24 protein-coding genes are annotated in these 26,079 nt (G+C 52.1%); 14 read left to right on the top strand and 10 right to left on the bottom strand.

Annotated elements, in window-relative coordinates:
* Positions 1-30: 30 nt before the first annotated feature.
* The 7 genes from K7H08_RS15545 to K7H08_RS15515 all read right to left on the bottom strand — a co-directional run bounded on the left by K7H08_RS15545 (position 31) and on the right by K7H08_RS15515 (position 7,202).
* The gene (locus tag K7H08_RS15545; protein ID WP_038478210.1) at positions 31-1,035 is read right to left on the bottom strand and encodes a hypothetical protein; all 1,005 of its coding nucleotides are present in this window, start codon (positions 1,033-1,035) and stop codon (positions 31-33) included.
* Between the two features lie 32 nt (positions 1,036-1,067).
* On the bottom strand, positions 1,068-1,595 hold the full coding sequence (locus K7H08_RS15540; RefSeq protein ID WP_038478207.1) for an acyl-CoA thioesterase: 528 nt from the start codon (positions 1,593-1,595) through the stop codon (positions 1,068-1,070).
* Between the two features lie 80 nt (positions 1,596-1,675).
* Entirely contained in the window at positions 1,676-2,986 is a 1,311-nt protein-coding gene (locus K7H08_RS15535; RefSeq protein WP_231658478.1) for a short-chain fatty acid transporter, read from the bottom strand.
* Positions 2,987-3,192: 206 nt separating this feature from the next.
* The gene (locus K7H08_RS15530; RefSeq protein WP_231658477.1) at positions 3,193-4,491 is read right to left on the bottom strand and encodes an MATE family efflux transporter; all 1,299 of its coding nucleotides are present in this window, start codon (positions 4,489-4,491) and stop codon (positions 3,193-3,195) included.
* Positions 4,492-4,503: 12 nt separating this feature from the next.
* Positions 4,504-4,752, bottom strand: coding sequence for a YfhL family 4Fe-4S dicluster ferredoxin (locus K7H08_RS15525; RefSeq protein WP_038478199.1), 249 nt, complete (start codon positions 4,750-4,752; stop codon positions 4,504-4,506).
* A gap of 72 nt (positions 4,753-4,824) precedes the next feature.
* Positions 4,825-5,319, bottom strand: coding sequence for a pantetheine-phosphate adenylyltransferase (gene coaD / locus K7H08_RS15520; protein ID WP_038478195.1), 495 nt, complete (start codon positions 5,317-5,319; stop codon positions 4,825-4,827).
* Positions 5,316-7,202 carry a beta-ketoacyl synthase gene (locus K7H08_RS15515; RefSeq protein WP_231658499.1) on the bottom strand — a complete coding sequence of 629 codons (1,887 nt, stop codon included), beginning with the start codon at positions 7,200-7,202 and terminating at the stop codon, positions 5,316-5,318. The genes coaD and K7H08_RS15515 overlap by 4 nt, the downstream gene beginning before the upstream one ends.
* A gap of 210 nt (positions 7,203-7,412) precedes the next feature.
* Here K7H08_RS15515 and K7H08_RS15510 point away from each other — a divergent pair, with 210 nt between their 5' ends.
* The 6 genes from K7H08_RS15510 to K7H08_RS15485 all read left to right on the top strand — a co-directional run bounded on the left by K7H08_RS15510 (position 7,413) and on the right by K7H08_RS15485 (position 14,469).
* Positions 7,413-8,078 carry a methyltransferase domain-containing protein gene (locus K7H08_RS15510; protein ID WP_231658476.1) on the top strand — a complete coding sequence of 222 codons (666 nt, stop codon included), beginning with the start codon at positions 7,413-7,415 and terminating at the stop codon, positions 8,076-8,078.
* Positions 8,075-8,404 (top strand): DMT family transporter, encoded by a 330-nt coding sequence (locus tag K7H08_RS15505; protein WP_120386353.1) that lies wholly within the window; start codon positions 8,075-8,077, stop codon positions 8,402-8,404. The genes K7H08_RS15510 and K7H08_RS15505 overlap by 4 nt, the downstream gene beginning before the upstream one ends.
* A gap of 158 nt (positions 8,405-8,562) precedes the next feature.
* On the top strand, positions 8,563-9,984 hold the full coding sequence (gene dacB, locus K7H08_RS15500) for a D-alanyl-D-alanine carboxypeptidase/D-alanyl-D-alanine endopeptidase (RefSeq protein ID WP_038478186.1): 1,422 nt from the start codon (positions 8,563-8,565) through the stop codon (positions 9,982-9,984).
* Positions 9,985-10,012: 28 nt separating this feature from the next.
* Positions 10,013-10,384 (top strand): diacylglycerol kinase, encoded by a 372-nt coding sequence (locus K7H08_RS15495; protein ID WP_038478183.1) that lies wholly within the window; start codon positions 10,013-10,015, stop codon positions 10,382-10,384.
* A gap of 73 nt (positions 10,385-10,457) precedes the next feature.
* Entirely contained in the window at positions 10,458-13,457 is a 3,000-nt protein-coding gene (glnE, locus tag K7H08_RS15490; RefSeq protein WP_231658475.1) for a bifunctional [glutamate--ammonia ligase]-adenylyl-L-tyrosine phosphorylase/[glutamate--ammonia-ligase] adenylyltransferase, read from the top strand.
* A 118-nt stretch (positions 13,458-13,575) separates the two neighbouring features.
* Positions 13,576-14,469 (top strand): AEC family transporter, encoded by an 894-nt coding sequence (locus K7H08_RS15485; protein ID WP_231658474.1) that lies wholly within the window; start codon positions 13,576-13,578, stop codon positions 14,467-14,469.
* 23 nt (positions 14,470-14,492) lie between these two features.
* On the opposite strand, the gene K7H08_RS15480 is transcribed toward K7H08_RS15485, so the two are convergent.
* A complete protein-coding gene (locus K7H08_RS15480) occupies positions 14,493-14,849 on the bottom strand; it encodes a hypothetical protein (protein ID WP_231658473.1) in 357 nt (118 codons plus the stop codon).
* A gap of 228 nt (positions 14,850-15,077) precedes the next feature.
* Here K7H08_RS15480 and K7H08_RS15475 point away from each other — a divergent pair, with 228 nt between their 5' ends.
* The 5 genes from K7H08_RS15475 (at position 15,078) to K7H08_RS15455 (ending at position 19,222) form a co-directional block, all read left to right on the top strand.
* Positions 15,078-16,703 (top strand): BCCT family transporter, encoded by a 1,626-nt coding sequence (locus K7H08_RS15475; RefSeq protein ID WP_231658472.1) that lies wholly within the window; start codon positions 15,078-15,080, stop codon positions 16,701-16,703.
* 47 nt (positions 16,704-16,750) lie between these two features.
* The gene (locus tag K7H08_RS15470; RefSeq protein WP_167457105.1) at positions 16,751-16,897 is read left to right on the top strand and encodes a hypothetical protein; all 147 of its coding nucleotides are present in this window, start codon (positions 16,751-16,753) and stop codon (positions 16,895-16,897) included.
* Between the two features lie 193 nt (positions 16,898-17,090).
* Entirely contained in the window at positions 17,091-18,440 is a 1,350-nt protein-coding gene (locus tag K7H08_RS15465; protein ID WP_231658471.1) for an MFS transporter, read from the top strand.
* 14 nt (positions 18,441-18,454) lie between these two features.
* Entirely contained in the window at positions 18,455-18,970 is a 516-nt protein-coding gene (locus K7H08_RS15460; RefSeq protein WP_231658470.1) for a retropepsin-like aspartic protease family protein, read from the top strand.
* A 72-nt stretch (positions 18,971-19,042) separates the two neighbouring features.
* Positions 19,043-19,222 carry a PLDc N-terminal domain-containing protein gene (locus K7H08_RS15455; protein WP_231658469.1) on the top strand — a complete coding sequence of 60 codons (180 nt, stop codon included), beginning with the start codon at positions 19,043-19,045 and terminating at the stop codon, positions 19,220-19,222.
* Positions 19,223-19,339: 117 nt separating this feature from the next.
* Here the strand turns inward: K7H08_RS15455 and K7H08_RS18435 are convergent, their stop codons facing one another.
* Positions 19,340-19,462 carry a hypothetical protein gene (locus tag K7H08_RS18435; RefSeq protein WP_267900561.1) on the bottom strand — a complete coding sequence of 41 codons (123 nt, stop codon included), beginning with the start codon at positions 19,460-19,462 and terminating at the stop codon, positions 19,340-19,342.
* 228 nt (positions 19,463-19,690) lie between these two features.
* Between K7H08_RS18435 and K7H08_RS15450 the strand changes: the two genes are divergently transcribed.
* A complete protein-coding gene (locus K7H08_RS15450) occupies positions 19,691-20,449 on the top strand; it encodes a winged helix-turn-helix domain-containing protein (RefSeq protein ID WP_038478158.1) in 759 nt (252 codons plus the stop codon).
* Between the two features lie 18 nt (positions 20,450-20,467).
* Complete coding sequence (locus K7H08_RS15445; RefSeq protein ID WP_231658468.1) at positions 20,468-22,063, top strand: ATP-binding protein; 1,596 nt, start codon at positions 20,468-20,470, stop codon at positions 22,061-22,063.
* On the opposite strand, the gene K7H08_RS15440 is transcribed toward K7H08_RS15445, so the two are convergent.
* Entirely contained in the window at positions 22,026-22,964 is a 939-nt protein-coding gene (locus tag K7H08_RS15440; protein ID WP_038478154.1) for a LysR family transcriptional regulator, read from the bottom strand. The two genes, K7H08_RS15445 and K7H08_RS15440, sit on opposite strands and share 38 nt — an antisense overlap.
* A gap of 99 nt (positions 22,965-23,063) precedes the next feature.
* On the opposite strand from K7H08_RS15440, the gene metE reads away from it, so the two are divergent.
* On the top strand, positions 23,064-25,361 hold the full coding sequence (gene metE / locus K7H08_RS15435; protein ID WP_231658467.1) for a 5-methyltetrahydropteroyltriglutamate--homocysteine S-methyltransferase: 2,298 nt from the start codon (positions 23,064-23,066) through the stop codon (positions 25,359-25,361).
* The last annotated feature ends 718 nt before the right edge of the window (positions 25,362-26,079 follow it).

Raw genomic sequence — 26,079 nt, 5'->3', positions numbered from 1 at the left:
CTATTAATAGCCCTGCTATTGGTAACCAAACTACTCATAACGGTCCTTCCATCCTTGATGGCGTACCTGCTCTTTGAGCATTTCGAGAATGTCGTAAAGCACTTGTTCGGTGACATGCGCGCTTGTTTCATCCACGGTCAGCCAGCTGTTGAAGCCTGTTTCAGCTGTACGCTCAACCAGTTGACGAAACTCTGTTGAGTGAATGCCCTGAGCGAGTTCATCCACTAGCCGCTGGGCAACTCCGCTAAGTGACGCCTGCATAGCGTTTGAAGCCGTGTGCCCCATGGGAAGGCGGTGTAGTTTTTGAATTTCTGGGCTTTCCCGCAGTGTTCGGTTAACTAAGTCATCAATCGCCGCCATGATAGCGATGCGGTTTTGTTGATAGGCTTGTCCCACCGTTGTTTCTAACCGCTGAGCAATTTCATGAATTAGCTGAGCCTTGCGAGGTAGGATAACGCGATCAATAACCCGCTCTGTTAGTGAATCGCTAGCGACAATTTGCTCTTGTACATTACCTAGTAAGCGCAGTGCAATGCGGTCGGAAAGCTCTTCTAGCAGGATGTCGTAATACTTGGCAAAAAAGCGGTAGCTGTCCCAGCTGGTCACATCAATCAAGCGCAGCCGATGCAGTCGGTTTAATAGCGATACCACGCGCAGCACGCGCAATAAGCGGAATCCGCTGAGGGGAATGCAGCCCAATACGTCGTACCAGTTAACAAACGGGTAGAAAAACCAGCGGTGATAGCGCCGCTCGGCAATTGCTACCATCCAGCCCAGCAGCACATCCGCTATAAAAATACCCACGAAAAATAAGTCGATGGTAATAAAACGGCTGTGGATCACTGTATCGTAAAAAGCGTGAAAGCCGGGTGTGAGGCTGGCAATGGTGTCGTTAATCGGCCCAATCAGAAATAACGAGTCAAGCAGTAACAGGCTAAGGTTGATGATAACCGCGGCGAGAATAAAAAAATCCCAGCCGATATGCGCATACTCAACGGTTTTAGGTAGGTGTGGGTAGCGCTCCCTGGCGGGCATGAGGGCTCCTTGCTCTGGGGTGTGGGTTAGCGTTAAGAGTGCTGCTGATGGTGGTTTTTATGAGTTAGCAACTCTTCCTGCTCTGCCTGCTTACGCAGTTTTTTGCGTAGCGCGGCTTTTTCGAATCTCAGTTTCTGTAGCGACGTTTCCAACGCTAGCGGTGGCACTAACGCCGGCTTGCCGTCTGAATCTACTGCCACCATGGTGAGATAACAGCTATTGGTGTGACGAATCAGCTTCTCACGTATATCTTCGGCCACTACCTTAACCCCGATCTCCATAGAAGAGCGCCCCACATGATTGACGCTGGCAAGAAAGGTTACCAGCTCGCCGACGTGGATCGGCTGTTTAAACAGCACCTGATCGACGGAAAGCGTGACGACATAATGACCAGAGTAGCGGCTGGCACAAGCGTAGGCCACTTCATCGAGCTTTTTAAGAATAGCACCACCATGTACTTTCCCGCTGAAGTTCGCCATATCGGGAGTCATAAGAACCGTCATAGAGAGTTCATGCTGGCCGGGTAGGGCGCTATTTTCTGAGTTCGATGTTGCAGACATGGTAGAACCTTATAAGTTGAAAATGCCCGCCCATGAGTGGGCGGGCATGATAGTGAAAGGAGCCTTTAAAGGTATAGAGCTTAGAACCAGACTAAGCCAACAGAGATGATAATGCCGGTAATCAATAGCTGAACTAGGCAGAAGCCCATGATGTCCTTGGCCTTCAAACCCGCAATCGCCAGTACCGGTAGAGCCCAGAAAGGTTGCAGCAGGTTGGTCCAGGCATCGCCCCAGGCCACTGCCATGGCAATACGTGGAATATCAGCACCCAGCGCTTCTGCGGCAGGTAGCATGACTGGGGCTTGAACAGCCCATTGGCCACCGCCGGAAGGCACGAACAGGTTCACTATGCCGGCACTTAGGAAGGACCAGAATGGCAGCGACGTAGCGGTGGCGAAAGAGACTAACCACTCAGACATGCTCTGAGCCAATCCCGACTGCACCATTATGGCCATAATACCCGCGTAGAAGGGGAACTGAATGACGATGCCAGCGCCGCCTTTTATGGCTTCGTTCAAACTGTTGAGCAGGTTGCGCGGTGTACGATGCAGCACAATAGCTAAGAATAGGAACAGGAAATTAACGACGTTCAGGTTCAAGCCACCACTACGGAGCAGAAAATGGTCGAGCAGGAACAACAGCCCCGGAACGCCCACTAGCAGGGCGAGAGGCATACTGTTTTCGAGCTTTTCGGCTGGGCGGGTAATACGGCCTTGCTGTTCGGGTTCATCGTTTAGCAGTTTGGGATCCACATACACGCTGTCTTTTTCGTCCGGCAGCATGAAGCGGTTAACCAGCGGTACGGCGATAAACAGACAAATAACAATCGCAAGGTTAAAGAAGGCAAAAATGGTTGAGCCGGTACCGATAACGCCGATTTGATCAGCGGAGAAGTGGCCTTCAGTAGCAATAGTCAACGGAATTGAACCAGCAAGACCGCCATGCCATACCACGAACCCAGAGTAAGCGCTGGCAACCAGAAGCCGATAGTCCACTCGTACCAAACGAGCGAGCTCTTTGGCAAAAAGCGCCCCAACAACCAAGCCAAACCCCCAGTTAATCCAACTAGCCGCGAGCGAAACGAGCGTGACTAAAATGATCGCGCCACCAGGGCTTTTCGCAGTGCTAGCGATTTTCTGCAGAATTCGTTTGACCGGTGGTGAGCTTGCCAGCATGAAACCCGTGACGAGTACCAGCAGCATTTGCATTGAGAAGGTGAGTAGCCCCCAAAAACCATCTCCCCACATGCGCAGCACGGCAAGCGGTGTTTGGCGCTCAACGGCGATGGCAGCCACGGAAGCAATTAACGTGAGCAGCAGAACAAAGACATAGGGGTCTGGCAAATAGCGCTCGACCAGCTTAACTGCCGGTTTTGATATGAGTTTTAACATGAGTGCTCTCTTTATTCGTTATTAAGATATGCGTGGCTAATATACGGCGGTACACCGTATTTTTCATCCATTGTTAGGTGCTTTCTCAAGTGCTGGCTCTGATATTCACTATTACGGTAGACCAGTTGGCAGCAGCTAAGCGTGGTGGGCTTTAACGGTGGGAGGGCACTATGAGTTTAGCGGTGTGGATTTCAGTACTATGGGCTTTAGCCCTGAGGGCACCAGTGGCGTTGACGGTAGCGGTAGTAGTAGGCGATCAGTACCGCCGAGCGTGTGAACATAAAGAGCGTAAAGGCTAACCACAGGCCATGGTTACCAAGCCCTTGGGATAGCCACCAAGTTGGTAGGTAAATCGCTAAACCGATAAAAATGCTGTTGCGCATTTCGCGCACAGCGGTGGTGCCGATAAAAACGCCATCTAATAAATAGCTCCATACGGCTATCAATGGCATCACGACCATCCAAGGCAGGTAACTAGCGGCGGTGGCACGAACCTCTGCCAGCCCTGTCAGCATGGCAACTAAATAATTTCCGCCCAGTGCGAAGGCAAAGGTGGCTACAGTGGCTGTCCAGAACGAGAATTGTGCTGTTGCCCGAACCGTCGCTGCAAACTCCCGCCAGTCACGCCGCCCAAACGCGCGGCCTACCAGCGATTCCGCTGCGTGGGCGAAGCCATCAAGTGCGTAGCTAGTGAGCATAATAAATTGCAATAGCACGGCATTTGCGGCTAACACCGTGTCGCCCTGGCGTGCCCCTTGAGCGGTAAAAAAGGCCATTGCAAACAGCAACCCTAAGGTGCGCACAAACAAATTGGCGTTAACATTAAACAGGGCTGAGTAGGCAGACACTACCAAAAGTCGCTGCCGTTGAAAGCAGCCTTCCAAGTGGCCAAGCTGACGCAGTACTAAATAGCCGCCAAAGGTTAGCGCACTGTAATCGGCAATCACGCTGGCCAGGGCGACGCCGCTGCTGGTCATTCCTAGCCCTACGACAAACCAAAGATCGAGCACGATATTGACGCTGTTGGTCAGCACTAAAATCATCAGCGTAACGCGGGCGTTTTGTTGGCCCAAAAACCAGCCGAGGACGGCGTAGTTCGCCAGCACTGCTGGGGCTGACCAGAGGCGTATTTCGGCATACTCGCGTGCCAGTGGTGTCGCCGCTTCACTGCCGTCTAACAGCCATAGGCCGAGCGAAATCAGCGGCGAGCCAAAGATAATCAGTAGCGCGCCGATAACGGCCGCCATAATGAGTGACTGACCCAGCAAATTGCGCACATCGCTATGTGCTTCGCGCCCGATTGCCTGAGCAACCAAACCCGTGGTGCCCATGCGTAGAAAGCCAAACCCCCAATAGAGGAAGCTAAACAGCGTCGCTCCGAGGGTTACCGCCGCTAGGTAGCGAGAATCGGGCAGGTGCCCGACCACAGCAGTATCGACTAGCCCTAGTAAGGGAACTGTTATATTTGAGAGGATGATTGGCCAGGCAAGAGTCCAGATACGCACGTTTCAGAGGGCCTAAGCAGCAGTAATGATGCGGTACTTCTCCATGAGTTTCTCGTGGGTTTCGGGACGCTCTGGGTCGAGAGGAATGCAGTCCACGGGACACACTTGCTGGCACTGTGGCTCATCAAAGTGACCGACACATTCCGTGCATAAGTTGGGGTCAATAACGTAAATCTCTTCGCCAGGAGAGATGGCGTCATTGGGGCATTCAGGTTCGCAGACGTCGCAGTTAATGCATTCGTCGGTGATCATCAGGGCCATGGGCGTACCTCACGAATGGCTTTTCGCCCAGGTAGTTATATACCTGAGCGTTTTACTCAACAATGTCGATCGCTAGATAGTGTAGTGCTTACGCAGCGCCTCTGCGACCTGCGGGTGAACGAGCGGTGAAATATCGCCGCCCAGTTTGGCGATTTCTCGCACGATGGTCGACGAAATATAGGAGTTTTCCACCGCTGGGGTGAGAAATACGCTCTCAAGCTCAGGGTTTTGCGCTCGATTCATATTGGCCAGCTGTAGCTCGTACTCGAAATCCGAGACAGCCCGCAGGCCACGTAGAATAATGGTGGCACCCTGTTCATGCATCATAGTGGTCAGAAGTGTTGAAAAGCCGATGACCTCTACGTTCGGTAGTGAAGCACACACCGTTTTGGCCAGCGCGATACGGGTTTCTAGCTCAAGACTAGGCTGCTTGCCAGGGCTCGCCGCGACGGCAATGACCACCTTATCGAACATCCGTGCGCCGCGTTCGATAAGATCAAAGTGGCCGTTGGTGATAGGGTCAAAGGTCCCGGGATAGACGGCAACATTCACACGTTGATCGCTCATTCGGGTGTCTCCTGCTCGTCAAGCTGACCAAAAGGGTTGTCCGCCGTTAGCGAAACGGCGTGATCATAGCCCGGGATATGAATGCGGTCGGCATGAATCTCAAGCTCAGGGCCTTCTAGAACGGCTTCACCAAACTGATAACGAGGCGCATAGTGCCCATGATCAGCGTCTGCTAAATAAGCGGCGGCATTCTCGCGCACAGCTTCCCGACGTGTTTTCCAAGCGCTGATGGCAGCGCTGCCGTGGCGTTGAGTGAGCAATCGTTCGGTGACCTGAGGGGAGAGCACAACGCCAGTAGCGTTATTACCACCGAACCCTTTTGCATTAATAAAGGCAGCATCGGCGCTAAATGCCACTGGGGTAGTGGAAAAACGTAGCCGCTTAGCGTACACATCGTCCGCGACCGCGTCTAAGGTAGGAATACCTGGCAGTAACCCATGGGCAAAGCTGCCTAAAGCGCTTACCAACTGATCGCCTGCCGCAGACCCTTGGGAGTGGCCGATAAACGCTTTAATAGCGACCACTGGCCAGTTATCGATGCCATTTGCGCGGGCAATTTCATCGAAAACGTGGGATTCGGTAGTACGGTTTTTAGGGGTGCTGGTGCCATGGGCATGCAGGAAGGTACGCTCTTTTAGCGCTTTCTCACCTAGCATATCTTTTACCAAAGCGGCTGCCTTGCCCAGGGTGATGTAGTTACCAATGCCGGGTGCGGAAATAGAGCGCTTAAAGCCATCAGCGTTAACGAATACATCAGGCACTGAACCTAGAATATCCGCCCCTAACTCAAGCGCTAACGCGTCGTCCATTAACAGCACGAACTGGCTCGCTTCCGCCATGGTGAAGCCACAGTTGCGTGCGAACGGGCGACAGGCGCGCTGGTAGTCAGCGTCGGTAAGTAGCGCTAAAGAATCCAGTGCTTTCAGGCTGGCATCATCGGCCAGTGCGCCCATCGAGCGGAAGCCTTCGATGATTTCGGGGGTAATCGGCGCATCTGCGGTGCCTACCATAACGACCCGGCAACGCCCTGTGCGAATATCATCAATACCTAGGCGCAGGTTATATAAAAAGCTTGCGCAGGCACCTAAGGCAGCACCCGTACTTCCCACGCTGCCTAATACGTAGGCATTGAGGAAGTCGGCGGGCATTTGCCCGTAACCCAGCGGCATCTGCTTAGATGTGGCGCGTTGGCCACTAACCAGGCTCTTTAGCAGGCCGCCCCAACCTTGGTCATCTAATTGGCCAATAGAGTTGCCCGCATATACAGCAATATGGTCAGGGTCAAGCCGCTGGCGAATTGTTTCCCAAGCGAGCCCGCTAGCACCTAGGCAGTCACTAGCACTAAAGACTGCCATCGACAGCCCGCGCGGATGATGCACGCTACGGTAAAGGCTAGCGGGGTCGAAGCCACTCGGCAGTTGGGCTGCTGCACGCACCTTGGGCTCTAAAGCGTCAGGCAGCAGAGCACTAAAGTTCCCCGCGGGCACGGTGACGGCGACTACCTTCGCGTCGATGTCCTCCACCTGCCATCCTTCCGGCAGCTGTTCGGGCAACTGACGGCGGCGCAATGTAAACCGCACCGGTTCAGACAGCGTCATTTCTGCCCGTCGGTTGGCTGGCAAGCCCGGGGCGAGAAAACGTGGATCTTCGTTGCGCCGAATCAATGTGTGGTTAAGCACATGATCGCGCAAGGTTTGAGCAGGGGAGTCAATGGGCTGGCCGGCGCTATCCTGCCAGCCGTTAGCGGAATGCTCGGCAAGGCGCATAAGCGCTGCCAAGCCTTCCAGTGTTTGGCGCTGCTGGTCAGCTGGAAGAGCATCAAGCACGGTGCGGCGGAAGGCCTGGTGGCCCGAGGTTCTGCCGGCGGGATTGATGCCGCCCATGCCGACAATCACCGGTAAGTGTGACAAGCCGGGTTCCTCGTGGTGCGGTGGTTTTTAGTAATAGCTATTGTCAGAGGCATAGCAAAAAAGTGCTGCTCATCTGCGCTTAATAATACTCTCGAACGTGATCATAGCACCGGGCGTGCAACGGCGTCATGCCGCGTGCGCGGTAGACTGATAGAATCACGTTTTTTTTAAGCAGGGAATGGCATGCAGCATACTTCACGACCCGTGGTTTCCAATCAGCCCGGCCCGCATCACGATGTAGCACGCCGGGTAGCACGTGCCTTGGAAAACCCACTGCGAAAGCCAATCGCTGCGCATACGCAAGAGGCTTTTGAAGACGCGCATACGTGGCTTCAAAAGCAGCAAGCGCCGTTAATCCTAGATGCCGGCTGCGGTGTGGGGCTTTCGACACGCCGTTTGGCAGAACAGTTTCCAGCGCATGCGGTGATCGGCGTCGATCGAAGCGAAGATCGACTAAGTCGAGACCATGGAGAATTGCCTGCTAATGCACTGTTGGTGCGGGCTGACCTTGTTGATTTCTGGCGACTAGCTGAACAGGAAAAATGGGCGCCCGAGCGGCATTTTCTGCTTTACCCCAATCCTTATCCAAAAGCTGCGCATTTAAAAATGCGCTGGCATGGGCATCCTGTTTTCCCCACACTGCTAGCCCTTGGCGGGCATTTAGAAGTGCGCTCCAATTGGCAGTTGTATGTTGAAGAGTTTGCTTTGGCAACCGCCCTGGTAACGGGAAAGCAGGCAACGATTGCCGCGTTGGTACCTAACGGCAGCTATCTAACACCTTTTGAAGCAAAGTATGATCAAAGCGGCCAAACGCTTTGGCAGTTGCAGATTAAATTGGAGCGGGCATGACGTTTGTATATTTAGTGCTAGCGATTGTTGCCGAGGTTATCGCCACTAGCGCCCTCAAGTCGTCAATGGGATTCACACGACCGCTTCCAAGCATCATGGTCGTTGTGGGCTACGGTGTGGCATTTTATCTGTTGAGCTTGGTGTTGCGGACATTGCCGGTCGGTATTGCTTATGCCATCTGGGCAGGTCTGGGAATCGTGTTGGTCACGCTGGTGGGCATTGTAGTTTTCGGTGAGAAACCTGATTTACCTGCCGTTATCGGCATTAGTTTGATCGTGGCTGGGGTAGTCATACTTCAAGTCTTTTCAAAAATGAACGTGCATTGAGGAAAGTAAGCGTGACGTGCTCAGATACTAGGTCTTCAAATATTGGGTCTTCAGATATTAAGTGTTCAGAAGTTGGCTATTCTGCGGTGGCATTCTCAGCGTTTAATCATTCGGTTAAATCATCCCTACGCCGCTGGCATCGGGCGTTGGTGACCAGTGTGGTAGGTGCCGCCATATGCGCAAGCCCTGCACTGTATGCCGACTTCAGCCAGCTTGGTCAGTTAGAAAGCAAAGGCTTCTCAATTAGTGCTGAAGCACGCTTACTGGATGCGGATACCGGCAGTAATACATTGCTGGGTAGTCTGAATCCTGAGCGTCAGCTATCGCCAGCGTCTGTCACCAAAGCCTATATGTCTGCTGCGGCACTCAATCGTTTTGGGCCCCAGCATCGCTTTACTAGCCAGCTTGTCAGCACAGGTAGTGTGGAAAATGGTGTATTGCGTGGCGACTTGGTATTTGAAGGTGGGGGCGATCCAGGCCTTACAACTGAAGACCTTTGGCGGTTAGTGCAACGTCTGCAGCTGGCTGGTGTGCGCGAAGTGGATGGCGCGCTAGTGGTCAGTCAGTGGCGCTTTGGCCCTGTTGAGTGTATTACCACGGACCGCTGTAATGCGCGTACCCGAGTCACCAATGCTTACAGCGCGCCGCTCACCTCGGCAGGTGTCAATTTTGGTAGCTGGTGCGCCAATATAGCCCCTGCTGCGGCAGCGGGAGAGCCTGCCCGTGTGGGGTTATGCGATAGCCAGGCGCCGTTAATTGCTATTGATAACCAAGTTATCACGCGCCCAGCTAATAGTGGCACTGACATCAGTGCAGAGCGGATTACCGATGAGCGCGGTGATGTTCTGCGTCTTACCGGGCAAATTTCAACCAATGCCGCGGCTCGTGATGTTTACCGTGGCGCTGGTGATGCGGCAGAGAAAACGGCTCAAGTATTGTTAAGCATGCTAAATCAGGCGGGTGTCAGCGTGCGAGATCCCTGGCGGGTTAGCTCCACGCGTCCGCCCAGTAGTGCACAGCGTTTGGCAGCTGTTGACAGCAAGCCGCTGCAGGAGCTGCTGCTGCGTACCATGAACTACTCCAATAATTACATGGCTGATGTGCTGGCGCTGAACCTGGTGGAAACACCCCAAGCGCAATTGCGCCAAGCGGGGGAGGCGATAGAAGCCTATGTGAACAGCTTGTCGGGCCATGGTCCGTTAACCTTACACAGCGGCAGCGGACTGACGACTGATAACCGTACCTCCGCCCACGGCGTCAATGTGATGTTGGAGGATATGTTCCGCCAGAGCGCCTTGTTCCCCAGTTTTGTCGCCTCTTTCCAGTCGCCTGCCAATGGGGTCATGCGCTTTATTCGCCGTGGTTCTCCAACGTTTCAAAATAACGTGATGCTGAAAACAGGCACGCTCAATCAGCCGTTTGCTGTTCGCGCCGCGGCGGGCTATTTCCGTACCGCCCAGGGGCGCTGGGGCGTTTTTAGTGTGCTGGTTAACGGCACTGGCAGTACGCCTTATCTTAGCTGGCCCGAGGTATTAGATCCGCTGTCGCTGGATTTAGATGCGATGATATTGGCTAATTAATCTTAATCTTACCGCTGAGGCAACAGGCATGAAGCCAGGACATACGGGGTTAACCCATTTAATGCACTCAACGCGCTATTCATGGAAAGGGCTAAAAGCCGCTTTTAGAAATGAAGCTGCGTTTCGCCAAGAAGTGGGTATTACAGCGGTGTTGCTGCCGCTGGCTTGGTGGATTGGAGAAGGGCCCATTAGCTGGTTGCTGCTGGTTGGCAGCCTGTGCCTTGTGCTGATTGTGGAACTGCTTAATAGTGCTATAGAGAACGTTGTTGATCGTATTGGCACCGAGCATCACGAGCTTTCAGGGCGTGCTAAAGATATTGGCTCGGCGGCGGTTATGCTGTCATTGATCATGGCAGGCTTAACCTGGGGGCTGTTAGGCTGGCAAAAATTGGTGGGCTAAATTGCTTTTATTCAGCTCATGCAGCGACTCGCTTTATCAACAAACATAATAGACGCTTGGCAGAGAGGTGGTTATGCAGTTAGACGACGCGTTTTTCCCCCAAGTTGGGCTGCCAACAGCGCTTAAGCCCGCCGCTCAGCGCGCCTGGCAGCGATTAAGTGAAGCGCTTAGCCAAGCTGATAATATTGCCTCAATGACCCAGCAGTCGTTGCCTTCCAGTAGTTGGGAGGCACTTTCTGATGCGCGTCGTGAAGCGTTAGCCAACGTCGTAACCGTCTCAAGCTTCGCTCTAGATACCTTGGCACGCTTTCCGCACTGGCTGATTGATTTAGATGTAGCTGGCGAGCTGGATGCGACAGCAAGTAAGGAGTCACAAGCGAGTTGGTTAGATGATGCGCTGGAAAATGCCGATGATGAAGAGGCAATGCATCGCGCTATTCGCCGTTTCCGCCGTGCCCGCATGCTCGGGATTGTGTGGCGCGATCTTAATCGTCCTGATGGCTACACCATGTGGGACACTGCTCAGGCAGTCTCGTGGCTGGCGGAAGTCTGTATTGAAGCCGCGCTCAGCTGGCTTGAACGTTTTTACGCCCCACGCTGGGGATTACCTGCGGCCCGCAGAGATGGCTCGTCCCAGCGGTTGGTGGTGCTGGGTATGGGTAAGCTCGGCGCGGGTGAGCTGAATCTTTCCTCAGATATTGACCTGATCTTCGCCTTCCCTGAAAAAGGTGAAACCGAAGGCGGGCGTAAGCCCCTTGAGCACCAAGAGTACTTCACCAAACTAGGTCAGAAACTGATCGCCGCTTTAGATGCCATGACGGCCGACAGTTTCGTATTTCGCGTTGATATGCGGCTGCGCCCACTGGGTGATGGTGGCCCACTGGTGGGCAGTTTCTCGATGCTCTCCAGTTACTATCAGGATCAGGGTCGTGAGTGGGAGCGTTATGCCATGCTCAAAGCGCGTCCCGTCGCAGGAGATATCGATGGTGGGCATGAATTGCTCGCAAGTCTCAGGCCGTTTGTTTACCGCCGCTACCTGGATTTTGGTGCGATTGAGTCGCTGCGTGAGCTAAAGGCGATGATCAATCGCGAAGTAAAGCGCAAGGGCATGCAAAGCAATATCAAGCTAGGGCCTGGTGGAATCCGGGAGGTTGAGTTCGTTGTCCAGGCATTTCAGCTGATTCGCGGTGGACGTGATACCGAGCTTCAAGTGACCTCACTCAAGACCGCCCTTCATCGATTGCCTGAACTGGGGCTATTGCCACAAGCGGTCGTCGATGAGCTGCTACCCGACTATGCGTATCTTCGTGACATGGAACACGCTATTCAGGCGCTAGAAGACCGTCAAACCCAAACGCTACCCGTTGATGATGAAGATCGGGAACGGGTAGCTTTTGCCTTGGGACATGAAGATTGGCCTGGGCTTATCGCGCGGCTGGAGGAAGTGCGCGAACGCGTTCGTCAGCACTTTGATGCGGTGATCGCTGACCCCGAAGAGGATAGCGATGCAGAGAGTAGCGACGATAACCTTGGCCTGTCTCAGTGGCGGTTATTGTGGCGCGGCGAGCTAGAGCAGGAAGAGGCGGCAGCACTGCTAACTGATGCTGGTTTTATAGAACCAGAGAAAGCGCTTAAACGTCTGCAGAGTCTTTACCATTCTCGCCAAGTGCAAAGCATGCAGCGTATCGGCTTTGAACGGCTGGATGCGCTGATGCCGCTACTACTGGTTGCCGTTGCCGAAAGTGAATTGCCGGATAACGCGCTTAGTGGTGTCCAGCCGCTGATCGAGTCGGTGCTTAGGCGAACCGCTTACCTTGCGCTGCTGCGTGAAAATCCACAGGCGCTTGAGCACCTAATGAAGCTGTGCTCGTCCAGTCACTGGATTGCAGAGCAACTTGCGCGTTACCCGATACTGCTTGATGAGCTACTAACGCCGGATACGCTTTACACCCCCGCTGACAAGTCACGCTTGGCAGACGAGCTACGCCAAACATTGAGCCGCTTGCCAGAAGATGATGATGAGGCGCAGTTGGAAGCGCTTCGCGTGTTTAAGCATGCGCAGATGCTTCACGTTGCTGCATCGGATATCGCTGGAACACGCCACTTGATGAAGGTGAGCGACTACTTAACGTATATCGCTGAAGTCATTCTAGATGCCGTGCTAGCGATGGCCTGGAAACATGTCACGCGGAAACATGGTGTTCCAGAAGGCCTTAATGCACGAGAGCCAGCGTTTTTGATTGTGGGATACGGCAAGCTGGGGGGCATTGAACTTGGTTATGGCTCTGATTTGGACTTGGTGTTCCTTCATGATAGCGACGGAAAAGGTACTACCGATGGTGCTCGGCCCATCGATACAGCGGTCTTTTTTACCCGTCTAGGCCAGCGCATTATCCACCTCTTAACCGCAGTAACGCCTGCCGGCAGTCTTTACGAGGTTGATATGCGCCTTCGGCCTTCGGGCAATGCAGGCCTGTTGGTGACCTCTTTAGATGCTTTTGCGGATTATCAACGCCAAAACGCCTGGACCTGGGAGCACCAAGCGCTGGTACGCGCGCGCGTTGTCGCCGGTAGTAACGCGCTGGCGAGTAAATTTGATGCGATCCGTGGTGAGATGCTGTGTCGCGAGCGTGACCCGCAAGCCTTAAGAGACGACGTTGTCAGCATGCGTCATAAAATGCGTGATCACCTTGGTTCTAAAGGGCAGGGTTCAAAAGGGACGGCCTCTAAAGGGCAGCCAGGTAGTGCGGACGGAGAGGTGTTTAGTCTAAAGCACGATGTGGGTGGCATGGTCGATATTGAGTTTCTTTGCCAATACGCGGTGTTATCACTCGCTCATGACACGCCTGCATTAATCACGTATAGCGATAATATCCGTATTTTAGAAACCCTCGCCAAGAGTGGTCATATTACCGAGTCAGAAGCGGAGCAGCTGCGGGAAGCGTATCTCGCTTATCGTAGCCGTACCCATCGTGCGGCGTTAACCGGGGAAAAAACTGTCGTTGATGCACAGGCATTCAAAGCCCATCGCGATGTGGTTATTGCACTTTGGCAGCGTTTTCTTGAACCTTGATTGGCGAGATGAGTGTTTTTAAGTAGCATCGATAGGGAAGATAGCCTGATAACAATAAGGAAAAGCTCCCTATGCATGCAACAGTTTGTCTCTGCGCCCGCCGCTTGGCGGAGGGCGTATGATCGGTCATATTCTCGCGACGCTATTACCCGTGTTCTTAATTGCTGGCTGTGGTGCGGTTTACGGGCGTTATCGAAACCCCGATATTCGCAGCCTTAACACGCTCAATATGGAGCTATTTGTTCCACTACTAGTATTTGCCGTGTTGGCTGATCGCCAAGCGCCTTTGGCGGACTATGCGTGGCTTGCCACTGCGGCGGTGGCCGTTGTGCTAGGGTCTGGTCTTGTGCTTTGGCCGGTTGCTAGATGGCTGTCGCTGGACACAAAAGTGTTCTTGCCGCCGATGATGTTCAATAACTCTGGCAATATGGGGGTACCGCTACTGGTGCTCGCCTTTGGACCAGAGGCCCTGCCGGCTGCAGTGGTCGTGTTTATTGTTGAAATGTTGCTGCATTTCTCAGTAGGTCTTTATATGTTGGACCCGCGCACGTCTCTTTGGCGACTGTTACGAATGCCCATCGTAGCTGCGAGCCTAGCAGGGCTAGTCATCAACGTTGGAAATGTACCGTTGCCGAGCTGGCTGTTAGAAGCAATGCACATGTTAGGGGGAATCTGTATTCCACTGATGCTCTTTGCATTAGGTGTTCGATTGCTGGAAATTGATTTTAATGACTGGCGAGCAGGCTTGTTGGGAGCGCTCCTCTGCCCACTTTCTGGCTTAGTGATCGCACTACCGCTCATGTGGTTACTACCATTGAATCCGCTACAGACAGCCGTGCTACTGGTATTTGCTGCACTGCCGCCTGCGGTATTGAACTACTTAGTGGCCGAGCAGTATAAACTGGCACCTCAGAAAGTCGCTTCGTTGGTGCTGATCGGCAATTTAGGGAGCTTAATCGTTATGCCACTGACGTTAGCAGCAGCGTTCGCCTGGATTCAAGCGCCGCTTTAACAGCGGCGGTAGTCAGCAACTGATTAAGACCGGTGGTGGTCGTCTTTAACTTCGTAACTACCTTCTATTGCGTCGTGCTGGCTCGTAGAGGTATCCCTGTAAGCATAACCGCCACCAACATCCTGAGCGTTGTCAGCGCGCATCTGCTCCATGTGTTTTTTCATTTTATGGCGGACAAAGGGCATCATTGCCCAGCCAATGAGCAGGAAAAAAAGTCCGAGTACAACACCGACGATCATCAGTGCACCAAACGCTAACCACGTCAGTAGCAGTTTAATACTGCCCATCAGGCCGGTCGGCTGGGTCTGGGCTGCTCGAGCACGCCACTGGTTAGCAGCTTGCCACGCGGCATTGCGTTGATCACGATTCATTTGCGGCATGAAAGCCTCCATCGTTCATATGCGTTCCATTGGAACACAGGCTGGGTATCAAGTTCCTGCTCAGAGTTAACATTTCTTCATTCTGGCCGTGAAGGAGTTTTGTACGAATATGTTAGGTTAAAAGTCATGCCGTTTAATGTTCAGTACAAGATCTGGATTTCAAAAAAACTGCATTTATCGGTACATTTTACGCTGTTACACACAATGCTCATTTAACAGGATGGTTATATGGCAAATCATGGCGGTAAGTCGGTATTTGTCGCCTCTGCGGTGATTATATTCGGCTTGGTTGTTATTGGCGCTGCATTCCCAGAAGGCTTTGGTAATGCAGCCCAAGCAGCGCTCACATCAATTACGGAACTGTTTGGCTGGTTCTACTTATTTTCAGTGTTTGGCTTTGTAGTTTTTCTGGTTGGCTTAGCATTGAGTAAGTATGGAAAAGTGCGCCTTGGCCCTCAGGACAGTACGCCCAGCTACAGTTTTTTCTCGTGGATTAGCATGCTGCTGGCGGCTGGGTTCGGCGTTGGGCTGGTGTTCTACGGTATGGCTGAACCAATGACGCACTATATCAACCCTCCCTATGGTGACGTGCCTGCTGAAACTGACGCTGCTGCGCGCTATGCAATCCAATACAGTTACTTTAACTGGGGCATCCACCAGTGGGCAGCATTTTCTGTTGTGGGCTTAATTATTGCCTACTTTCAATTTCGGAAAGGGCAAGCAGGGCTGGTGTCTTCAGTACTCTCTTCAGTGACGGCTAAGCATCCCCGGGTCCGTCCTTACGCATCATGGCTAGATGTTTTTGCTGTAGTCGCCACCGTTATGGGGGTTGCCACCTCGCTTGGCTTAGGTGTGCTGCAAATGAACGGTGGGCTTAATGCGGTGTTTGGTTTGCCGGAAAATGGCTTTTGGCAGTTTGTCATTCTGTTTGTCATGTTTTGTGCTTACATGGCATCGACATGGTCAGGCTTGGATAAAGGCATTAAGCGGTTATCAAACCTAAACATGATTTTATGTATTGGCTTGATGCTCTACGTATTAATCAGCGGCCCTACTATTGCTATTTTAGAGACTATTACTCTGGGTCTTGGCGATTACCTGCAAAACTTTATCGGTATGAGCCTACGTATTTCGCCCTATAGCGATAATGAATGGGCGAGTAGCTGGACCATTTTTTATTGGGCATGGGTCATTGCCTGGTCGCCGTTTGTGGGTACCTTTGTGGCGCGTGTTTCCCGCGGCCGCACGATCAAAGAGTATGTCTTTGGTGTGTTGTTTGTGCCACCCCTATTAGCCTGTTTATGGATAGGTGTTTTTGGCGGTGCCGCGCTTAATTTGGAAATGTCGAGCAGTGATGCTGGATTGGCTGCCGCCACTGAAGCCAATATTACCGTAGCGTTGTTTGAGATGTTCGAGCTGATGCCCTTTACCGGTGCATTATCGGTAGTTGCTATGTTGCTCATCTTCATTTTCCTGGTGACGTCGGCAGATTCTGCTTCCTACATCGTGGCGCAAATGACCGACAATGGCTCCATCAATCCGCCACTTTATAAGCGTATTATTTGGGGAGTATTGATCGCCGCCATTTGTTTAACACTGATTGTGGCGGGTGGACTTTCTGGCCTGCAGTCAGCGGCGGTGCTTTCGGCATTACCGTTTACCTTTATTTTGTATATGATGATTGTAGTGCTGGTTCGTGAGCTGCGTGCTGACCGTAAGGCGATGCTAACGCAGCTATATCGTCGCCACGGGGAAACGCCGGTTGGTGCTGATGCATTTGAAGCTGAGCAGTTAGGCGAGGAAGAACGCCTACGCCGTGCTCCAAGTGTCGTCAATCGCCGCATTAATAGTTAAATTATTCGCTGATTTATGGGGAATGCACACATGGATAAGGCGTGCTGATGGCCCGGCAAGGACACCACGGCGCCACGCGAAAACAGCCCAAAAGGGACGTTTTTGATCGCTGGCTGGATCGCCTCGTCACCATCGCTGTTATAACAGCGATGGTGGTGGGTATTGCGGCAGTGGTAGCGCACTGGTTGCTATGAATCAGAACGCTAGGGATGGCAAAAGCAATAATGTTCAGCGTGTCACGCTCGGCTATGCCGAGCGTTTGCTTTTTTAAGGTCCCGTCTGCTGTTAAGCCGCCTTACTGAATAATCACCTGCCCTATTATCGTCATGAATTAGCTGTCCTTAATAGGGTAATGACGCTACTACACACTTTTTTGAGAGAGCCTGCATGCTGCCTGCTAACCCCGCCAAGGTTGCTCCCACCTACGCATCGCGACGTGAAATATTTGGTTGGGCGATGTTTGACTTTGCCAACCAGGCTTACACCTTGCTCATCATCACGGTCGTGTTTGGAGAACTGTTCACGACGGTAATCGTAGGTGATCGAGGTGATGGCTTTCGCCTAGCGAATTTTTTGTGGAGTCTCGCGCTAGCGTTGAGCTATCTAATGGTCGTATTAACTGCCCCGCTCTGCGGTGCCGTGATGGACTATCGAGCAGAAAAAAAGCGCTTTTTATTGATCAGTTATCTCGCCACTGTGGCGACAACCGCCATGCTTTACTTTGTCGAGCCTGGTTACGTAGTCGCGGGACTGCTGTTAATTATACTTTCAAACTATGCTTACTCGATGGGCGAGTCGTTTATTGCCGCTTTTTTACCGGAGTTAGGCCCCCCTAGTGCGCTGGGTAAAATTTCTGGGTTTGGCTGGGCGCTTGGCTATATTGGTGGCCTCTTTGCCGCTGGTTTTACGCTGATGGTGCTAGGGGAGGCGACCGCCGATAACTTTGAGCGCATACGTTGGGTAGGTCCTTTTGCGGCTGGCTTTTTCTTAGTAGCGGCGCTTCCCACCTTCCTATGGATGAAAGAGCGAGGTGTGCCTCAACCCCATGCTGTTTCCTATCGACGTATTGCTTTACAGCGTGTTCGCTCAACATTTACTGAGCTGCGCTACTTTAAAGACTTAACTGTCTTTTTAGTGTCGCTGTTATTCTCAATGGCAGGTGTCTACATCATTATTGCGTTTGCTTTTATTTATGGCGCTCAGGTGATTGGTTGGGATGAGAGCGTGCGCAATATTATGTTTATTATTGTTCAAATAACGGCAGCGGCAGGCGCATTGGGCTTTGGTTTTTTACAGGATAAATTGGGCGCCAAGCGCACGTATCAAATGACACTAGCGTTGTGGGTCATCGCTATTGTATCGATATGGGCGACGCCAGAGCTGACTGACTGGGTTAACAGCCATTACGCCGTGCAGTGGCAAGCACAGTACGTTTTTCTGGTGGTCGGCTGTCTGGCGGGTCTTAGTCTAGGGTCTAGCCAATCAGCTAGCCGAGCGCTGGTAGGTGTATTTTCACCACTGGAGAAGTCAGCTGAATTTTTTGGCTTCTGGGGGCTCGCCAACAAATTGGCAGGCGTATTCGGCATTGTCATGCTGGGCATTTTGCAAACGTTAATTGGTTTGCAAGCGTCTATCCTATTATGTTTAGCACTGTTTGTTATCGCGATGTTGATATGCGCTGGCGTGAATGAACAGCGTGGGCGTGATGCTGCACTTGCCTGGAAAAGGAGCGCTTAGTTCGGAGGTGGCGTATGAAAACCCTCGCTACGCAACGAGGTGGTATTGTCATAATGCTACTCTTTTGGGTGCTGCTATTGGCTGCTGGCACATGGCTGTTGGATGGTGGTTTCGAGAAGGTAATGACGCCGAATGCCCATGTGATGTACGCCTCCGCCGATGACGGACCTGTCAATTTGACGCGTAATCGTGCTGGCCATTTTGAAGCACCTGGGAAAATTAACGGGAAGCCGGTGACCTTTTTGTTAGATACCGGGGCGACTTATGTTGCAGTACCGCGCAATTTAGCTAGCGAGTTGGGGCTAAAGCCGGGACGCAGTGCTTGGTTTAACACCGCGAATGGTCGCGCAGAGGGCACGTTGACACAGCTAGATGAAGTTGTGTTAGGCAACATACGTATGAATGGCGTGCAAGGGTCTATAAGCCCTGGTATGGAAAACGATACCGTACTACTTGGCATGAGTTTTCTTAATTTATTGGTGATTGAAATACGTGGCGGGGAAATGATGCTGAGCCTGCCTGCGGAGTGAATGTTACTTGTCTGCATCGAAGCAGTGTGCTTAGCTAAAAATTCATGGAAGCAAACACGCTAAGGAGTAGTTATGGGTATTGAAGTAGGTGGACTGCTAGGGCTTATCTGGCTCATCATTGTTGTCTGGGCCATTGTTAAAGTTGCTAAGAGTTCAGCCGGTGGGCTGGCAAAGCTGTTATGGATCTTGGCACTATTATTTTTTCCGTTAGCTGGACTGATCGCGTGGTTTCTATTTGGCCCTAAAGGGTAGCGGGCAACACACTATTTCTAAAAAATAAAAGGCGGGCCACCTCTGTGGTCTGCCTCTTTAGTAATCTAGCGATCAGGTTACCTAAGCGTCGTGAAGCGGCTAATAGCGTGAACCGTTTTATTCTCTTGGTGGCGCTTTGTAATGCCCAGGAATCGTCAGCTTCTCTCCATTAGGCAGATCGCGCACTTGAGTGGGTACGTAAACGCGCTTGATAACACTTTTTGTTTTGCTGTTTCCCATAATGTCCTCCTTCTGCCAGATTATCGACAGTTAACGAAGTCACATTAGCGTTTGGCGGTTCGAGAATCAAGGTGTCTAGCAGGCGAACCATTACATAGGGTATGGGGAAAGAAGTAAGGGGGCAGGCGTTTGAACGGTTTTGAGGTATCCTGGAAGATATTGCAACCTGCGGTTACATAGGGTGAGCGGGTGATAACACAAACTGCCTAAGCGGAGTGAATATAAAGGATGGTAGACCACTTGGAACAGCAATTTCAGGCGCTTGGGGCTCAAGACGCCGCCACACTTGGCTATCCCGATCAAGATCACGTGTTGATTATTGAAGATGACCAGCGCTTGGCAGAGCTGACCCGCGAATATCTGGAGGCAAATGGCTTTCAAGTGACGCTAGAGGCGGATGGTGCAAAAGGCGTGGATCGTATTTTAACACTTCAGCCTGACTTGGTGATTTTGGACTTAATGTTACCGGGCGAAGATGGTTTGGCTATCTGCCGTCGTGTTAGGCCCAACTTTGCTGGTCCTATCATGATGCTAACGGCCCGCACGGATGATCTTGACCAGGTGCTGGGTTTGGAAATGGGGGCTGATGACTATGTTCCAAAACCGGTTCAACCCCGCGTCCTATTAGCACGTATGCGTGCGTTACTGCGTCGTGCCGATGCACCAGCGCCTGGTGGTGAGATGCGCCTGCGCTTCGAAAATCTAGAGATAGATAACGCAACACGTGAAGCCTGGCTTTCCGGCGAGCGTATTGATCTCACCAGCGCGGAGTTTGATCTACTGTGGCTGTTGGCGAGCAACGCAGGGCGTGTATTAACCAGAGAAGAAATTTTTAATGAGCTGCGTGGCATTAAATACGATGGACAGGATCGTTCAATTGATGTGCGGGTCTCGCGTATTCGTCCCAAGGTAGGCGACGACCCTAACCAACCGCACCGGATAAAAACAGTGCGGAGCAAAGGCTATCTTTTTGTCAAAGACAGTTAACTAACAGAGGTTAACCGCATGCGGCGAGTGCTGGGCCACGGTTCTTTTTTAAGGTTTTATCTTCTGCTAGGGCTAGCACTATGCGTGGTATTTTTTATTGCATTGGGCGGGCGTTCTTTTATCGAGCAGATTCGTCGTGAAGATTATCGTGAACAGCTCGCCGCATTGCCTATGTCGCTAATGACGCAGCAGTTAGCGTCAAGTCCGGTGGCTGAAAGAGAAGCCATGCTTGCTCGCTTCTCGGAACGGCTGGGTATGCAGCTCTCACTTAAGCGCATTGAGAGTGTGGGGCTTAACTACTTTGAACAAGCTCGTATTGAGCGAGGCACGGTATTAGTTGCCGAAGAGCCCTGGCGGTTACGGCAACGCATACCCAACGATGAGTGGATGCTGGAAGCAACGTTCGCCGTCTGGAGCGAGCGTCAGTGGCAGGGCAGCATGATACTACTCGGAGAGTGGCTTGCTAGCATGCCTCATGAGGCGAGGGCCGATGCCATCGCCTCGCTAGACGCGGGTAGCTGGCCACTTGTCCTGCTTTCAACGCCGCCCTCTGACCTTACTCCAGAACAGCAATTTCAACTCGCTCAGGGAGGCGTGCTGACTCGGCTAGTGTCGGATAAGCTCTCACTGATGCTGCTTTACCGGGTGCCTGGTGATAATCAGTGGTTGCAAGCGGGGCCGACCTCTCGTGGTGATACGCTGCCGGTTAATTTGCACCTACCTTTGTTGGTAGGCTTGATGGTGGTGCTTAGCCTGATTATTTACTTAATTATGCGCAGCATTGAAGCGCGTATGGCGCGTTTAGAGCTTGCTGCGACTAGAATCGCCAGCGGGCGCTTAGAAACCCGGGTGAAAGTGGAAAGCGGAGACTTTTTAGGTCGCCTGGGCATGGCATTCAATGGGATGGCGAATCAAGTTCAGAGCTTGCTAAGAGGCCAGCAAGAGATGATTCGCGCGGTCTCTCATGAATTACGCACGCCAGTTGCCCGTATACGGTTTGCGGTGCAAATGGTCGAAGATATGACCGACCAACCTGCGATTCGCCGTCAGCTTCAGGGTATTGATGCTGATATTTCTGAACTAGATGAATTGGTAGACGAAATTCTCACCTATGCCCGCTTGGGGGGGGAGTCGATCAATGGCGTTGAATTAGAAATGGCGTTGGTTGAGTGCCGAGCAATGGCTGAGCGAGTCATCGACACGCTGTCACCGTTGCACCAAAGCCTATCGTTAACGCTGGATGGTAGTGCTGAAGTTGAGCTGTACGCCGAACCCCGCTATTTACAACGAGCGTTGCAGAACCTTGTTAGCAATGCCTGTCGCTATGGCAAGTCGCAAGTAGTGATTCGCCTATGGGATGAGCCTCACCTTGTACGTATTGATATTGAGGATGATGGGCCCGGCATACCACCCGAGGCGCGTAGCGATATCTTCAAGCCGTTTGCTAGGCTTGACGACAGTCGAGCACGTAGCTCTGGGGGCTACGGGCTAGGCTTATCCATTGTGCAAAAAATTATGGCAGGCCATGGCGGTAGCGTCACTGTTGATACCAGTCCTACATTGGGCGGCGCGCGCTTTACGCTGCTGATTCCTCGTCGCGAGTTGCCGGTTTAATACCTGACAGCACTGCAAATGACGTCTCTTTAGCGGTGCGCAAAAAATCCTGCATCCAAGGCGCTTCTATATTTTCCTCCCGAATGGCAGCATAAAGTGTGCTCCAAATGCCGTTCTCGCCCAGTTTTACGGCGCTAACGTAATCCCGCTCTAAATACTCGGTGAGCGCCCAGTTGGGTAGCGCGCAGACGCCTCTACCGCTGGCAACAAGCTGCATCATCATGATGGTGAGCTCTGCGGTGCGAATTTCCTGTGGTCGTACATTGGCGGGAGACAAAAACTGGGTAAACACATCTAGCCGAGAGTGTTCGACCGGATAGGTAATTAGCGTCTCCTCGGCTAACGCTTGTGGTTCGATAAATGGCCGGCCGGCAAAGGCATGCTGTCGAGCAACTGCCAGCAGTCCCTCATAACGAAACAGCGGCACGTAGTGAACCCCTTCCAGTGGCTGAGGGTCGGCGGTAATCACCAAGTCTAACTGCTCTCTAGCAAGTGCAGGGAGTGGATCGAAGTGGTGACCACTGGGGATATCAATTTCCACCTCTGGCCAATGGTCGCGAAAATAATCCACCGTTGGCATCAGCCACTGGAAACAGCTGTGGCACTCGATAGCCATATGTAATCGCCCCTGTTCGGTACCTGCCAAGCGAGCTAAGTCGCGCTCAGCTTTACGTACCTCGGGCAAAATCTCATCTGCCAGGGCCAATAGGCGAAGCCCCGCCCGAGTGAATTCTACTGGGCGCGTTTTACGTACAAACAGTGCGCTGTCAACGCGACCTTCCAAGTCTTTTAACTGATGGGAAAGTGCCGACTGCGTTAGGTGAACCCGCTCAGCAGCCTCCACTAAAGAGCCGGTTTCTCGGAGGGCGAGCAGCGTGCGCAGGTGGCGTAATTCAATCATTGTGAAAATTTTTCATGATTAATATTAGAAACTTTAGTTTGATTCATATTTGTGGGGTGAGCAGACTGTGCGAAATCATTCACGTTGAAAGGTTTCATCATGACAGTTTCTCATATTCTCGGCTATCCCCGAATTGGCGCTCAGCGCGAACTTAAAAAAGCCACCGAAGCCTATTGGAAAGGAGATATATCACGGGGAGACCTTGAAGCAACAGGGCAGGCGCTTAGGCTTTCTCATTGGCAGATCCAACAAAATGCAGGACTCGACTTTATCAGTGTTGGCGATTTTGCATTTTATGACCAGGTACTTAATGTTTCCGTCATGCTGGGAGCGGTGCCCGCGCGTTTTAATGCCCAGCACGAAGTTAGCGCAGGCAACGTTGATTTGGATACCGCGTTTCGCATGGCCCGTGGCCGTGCCCCTAGCGGGACCCCCGCAGTTGCTTGCGAAATGACCAAGTACTTTGATACCAACTATCACTACTTAGTGCCTGAGCTGCATGAGGGGCAGACGTTTACGCTAGCGTCTGACCGCTTATTTAATGAAGTAGATGAAGCTTTACAGGCGGGCTTTACGCCGAAAGTGACGCTAACCGGCCCGCTTACCTGGCTATGGCTGGGTAAGACTAAAGGTAGTGAGTTTGACCGGCTGAGCCTGCTAGACAGTGTAGTAGATGTGTATAGCGAAATTCTGGCACGCTTAGCCACTCAAGGCATTGAGTGGGTGCAGCTTGACGAGCCTGCTTTGGTGCAAGACTTGCCGTTGGCATGGCAGCAAGCGTATGAGCGCGCCTATCATCGCCTGCAATCGGCGCCGCTGAAGTTACTCGTTGCCACTTACTTTGGTGCGCTGGGTGATAACCTTTCGTTAACCACTCGCCTACCAGTGGCTGGGTTGCATATTGATGCTGTGCGTGCGCCGGGCCAGGTAGAGAGCGTGATTGATCGTTTAAGCCCTCATCAAGTGCTTTCAATTGGCTTAGTCGATGGCCGTAATATTTGGCGTGCTGATTTGGCAGCCCTACGTGAGCGTTTGCTGCCCCTAAAAGTGCGTTTAGGGCAGCGGTTATGGCTGGCGCCCAGCTGTTCGTTGCTGCACGTGCCGGTAGACTTGTCCCAAGAAACCGAGCTAGATAGCGAGCTGGTGGGCTGGCTAGCATTTGCTCGGCAAAAACTAGATGAGGTGGTGACCCTCGCTCGGCTCATTGATAACCGAACAACGCCCATTGATGAGCAGCGGGTGAGCGAGGCAACATATGCTTTGGATAAGCGTCGGGAATCAACCCGAATTCATCAGCCTGCTGTCAGCTCACGTCTAGCAGCAATAACGCCTCAAGAGATCCAACGCCAATCACCTTATGCTGCCCGCGCAGCAACACAGCGCAGAGCGCTTGCGTTACCGCTGTTTCCCACCACCACCATTGGCTCTTTTCCACAAACAGATGAGATACGCGCTGCTCGTCGGGCATTTAAAGCCGGTGACCTGAGCCAAACGGATTATGAAGCCCGCATGCGTGAAGAAATTGCCTTCGTCGTAGAGCGCCAGCAAGCACTAGGGCTTGATGTGCCTGTCCATGGTGAGGCTGAACGTAATGACATGGTGGAGTACTTTGGTGAGCAGTTAGAAGGCTTTGCCTTTACGCGCTTTGGCTGGGTACAAAGTTATGGCTCTCGTTGTGTGAAACCACCGATTATTTTTGGTGATGTCACCCGACCAGTACCAATGACAGTGAAGTGGAGCGAATATGCCCAATCGCTCACGGATAAGCCCATGAAAGGCATGCTGACAGGGCCAGTGACGATTTTACAGTGGTCGTTTGTGCGTGATGATCAACCTCGCGCAACCACCTGCCGCCAGATCGCCCTGGCGCTGCGTGACGAAGTATTGGATTTGGAAAAAGCCGGTATTCGGATCATTCAAATTGACGAGCCTGCGCTACGTGAAGGCTTACCGCTGCGCCAGCACGAGTGGCAAGACTATTTAGATTGGGCGGTGGAAAGCTTCCAGCTAAGCGCTGCTGGCGTTAAAGATAGCACCCAAATTCATACCCATATGTGCTATTCGGAGTTTAACGACATCATTGGTGCCATTGCTGCGCTAGACGCGGATGTGATTACTATTGAAACCTCACGCTCCGATATGGAGTTGCTGTACGCTTTCCAGGATTTTGCATACCCGAACGAAATTGGGCCAGGGGTTTATGATATCCACACACCCAACATTCCGGATGTTGGTTGGATGGTGGCGCTGATGGAAAAAGCGCTAGAGAAAATCCCTGCTGAGCGGCTGTGGGTGAACCCAGATTGTGGTCTGAAAACCCGTGGCTGGGCAGAAGTGGAGCCTGCGTTAGCGAATATGGTGGAAGCTGCCAATCAACTGCGTCAGCGTTATGGGTAAAACAAGAGGAATAAAAAGATAGGGGCTATATTAATTGGCCGCTCACTAGTAGAGATGTCTGTGTTGGCACTATCTAACGCAGGCCTCTCTATCTAATTTAGACCCCTCTAGAGTTTTTAAATTAAGCCTCGTTGTGTAATGAACTGCCCTTTAATAGCAGGGGGGTGCTCAGTTGATGCTCCAGGCCTGCGTCCATGGCACAGGACTCAGGCTTTTTAGTTTATTGATGCACTCAAAGTGGTAATAAAATATGTAATACCCAGCCTTTGCTGCAACTACTCGCTATTCTCTTATTAAGCTCTGCTGTTGAACCTTAAAGGTTGACAGTTACATATGGTTTCGTGTCAGGTTCAAGGACTCAGGGGATTTTATATTATAAGATAAGCATCTATCATCGCCGCTGGTGAGCTAATCGAAAACTCGATCGCTTCCAAATAGCAAAAGGGAACATGCGATATGGCTATATGAGAGCTGAATTTTGGAAAGGTCTAGCGAGCATCAAAAGCGACCGATTTTGCTTACACTCGCTGGCGCCTATTGGGGTGGAACCAAAAAAAAGAGGCTTCAACTCCGCCACTGTGACCGGTATTTTACTCGTTGACATTCTGTTCGGCACAAACATCTTGCCGCAGATCTGGTTAATCGTTTTTATCTTTCTTTTATTCGCCATTGGCCGTTCGGTGCAGGCTATAGTCCGAGGCTACGTTCAGGAATATCA

Origin of the sequence: Halomonas sp. IOP_6 (assembly GCF_021151565.1) — a bacterium.
In the GTDB taxonomy this organism is placed as follows: Bacteria; Pseudomonadota; Gammaproteobacteria; order Pseudomonadales; family Halomonadaceae; genus Vreelandella; species Vreelandella alkaliphila.
This window is presented reverse-complemented; position numbering and strand designations above follow the sequence as displayed.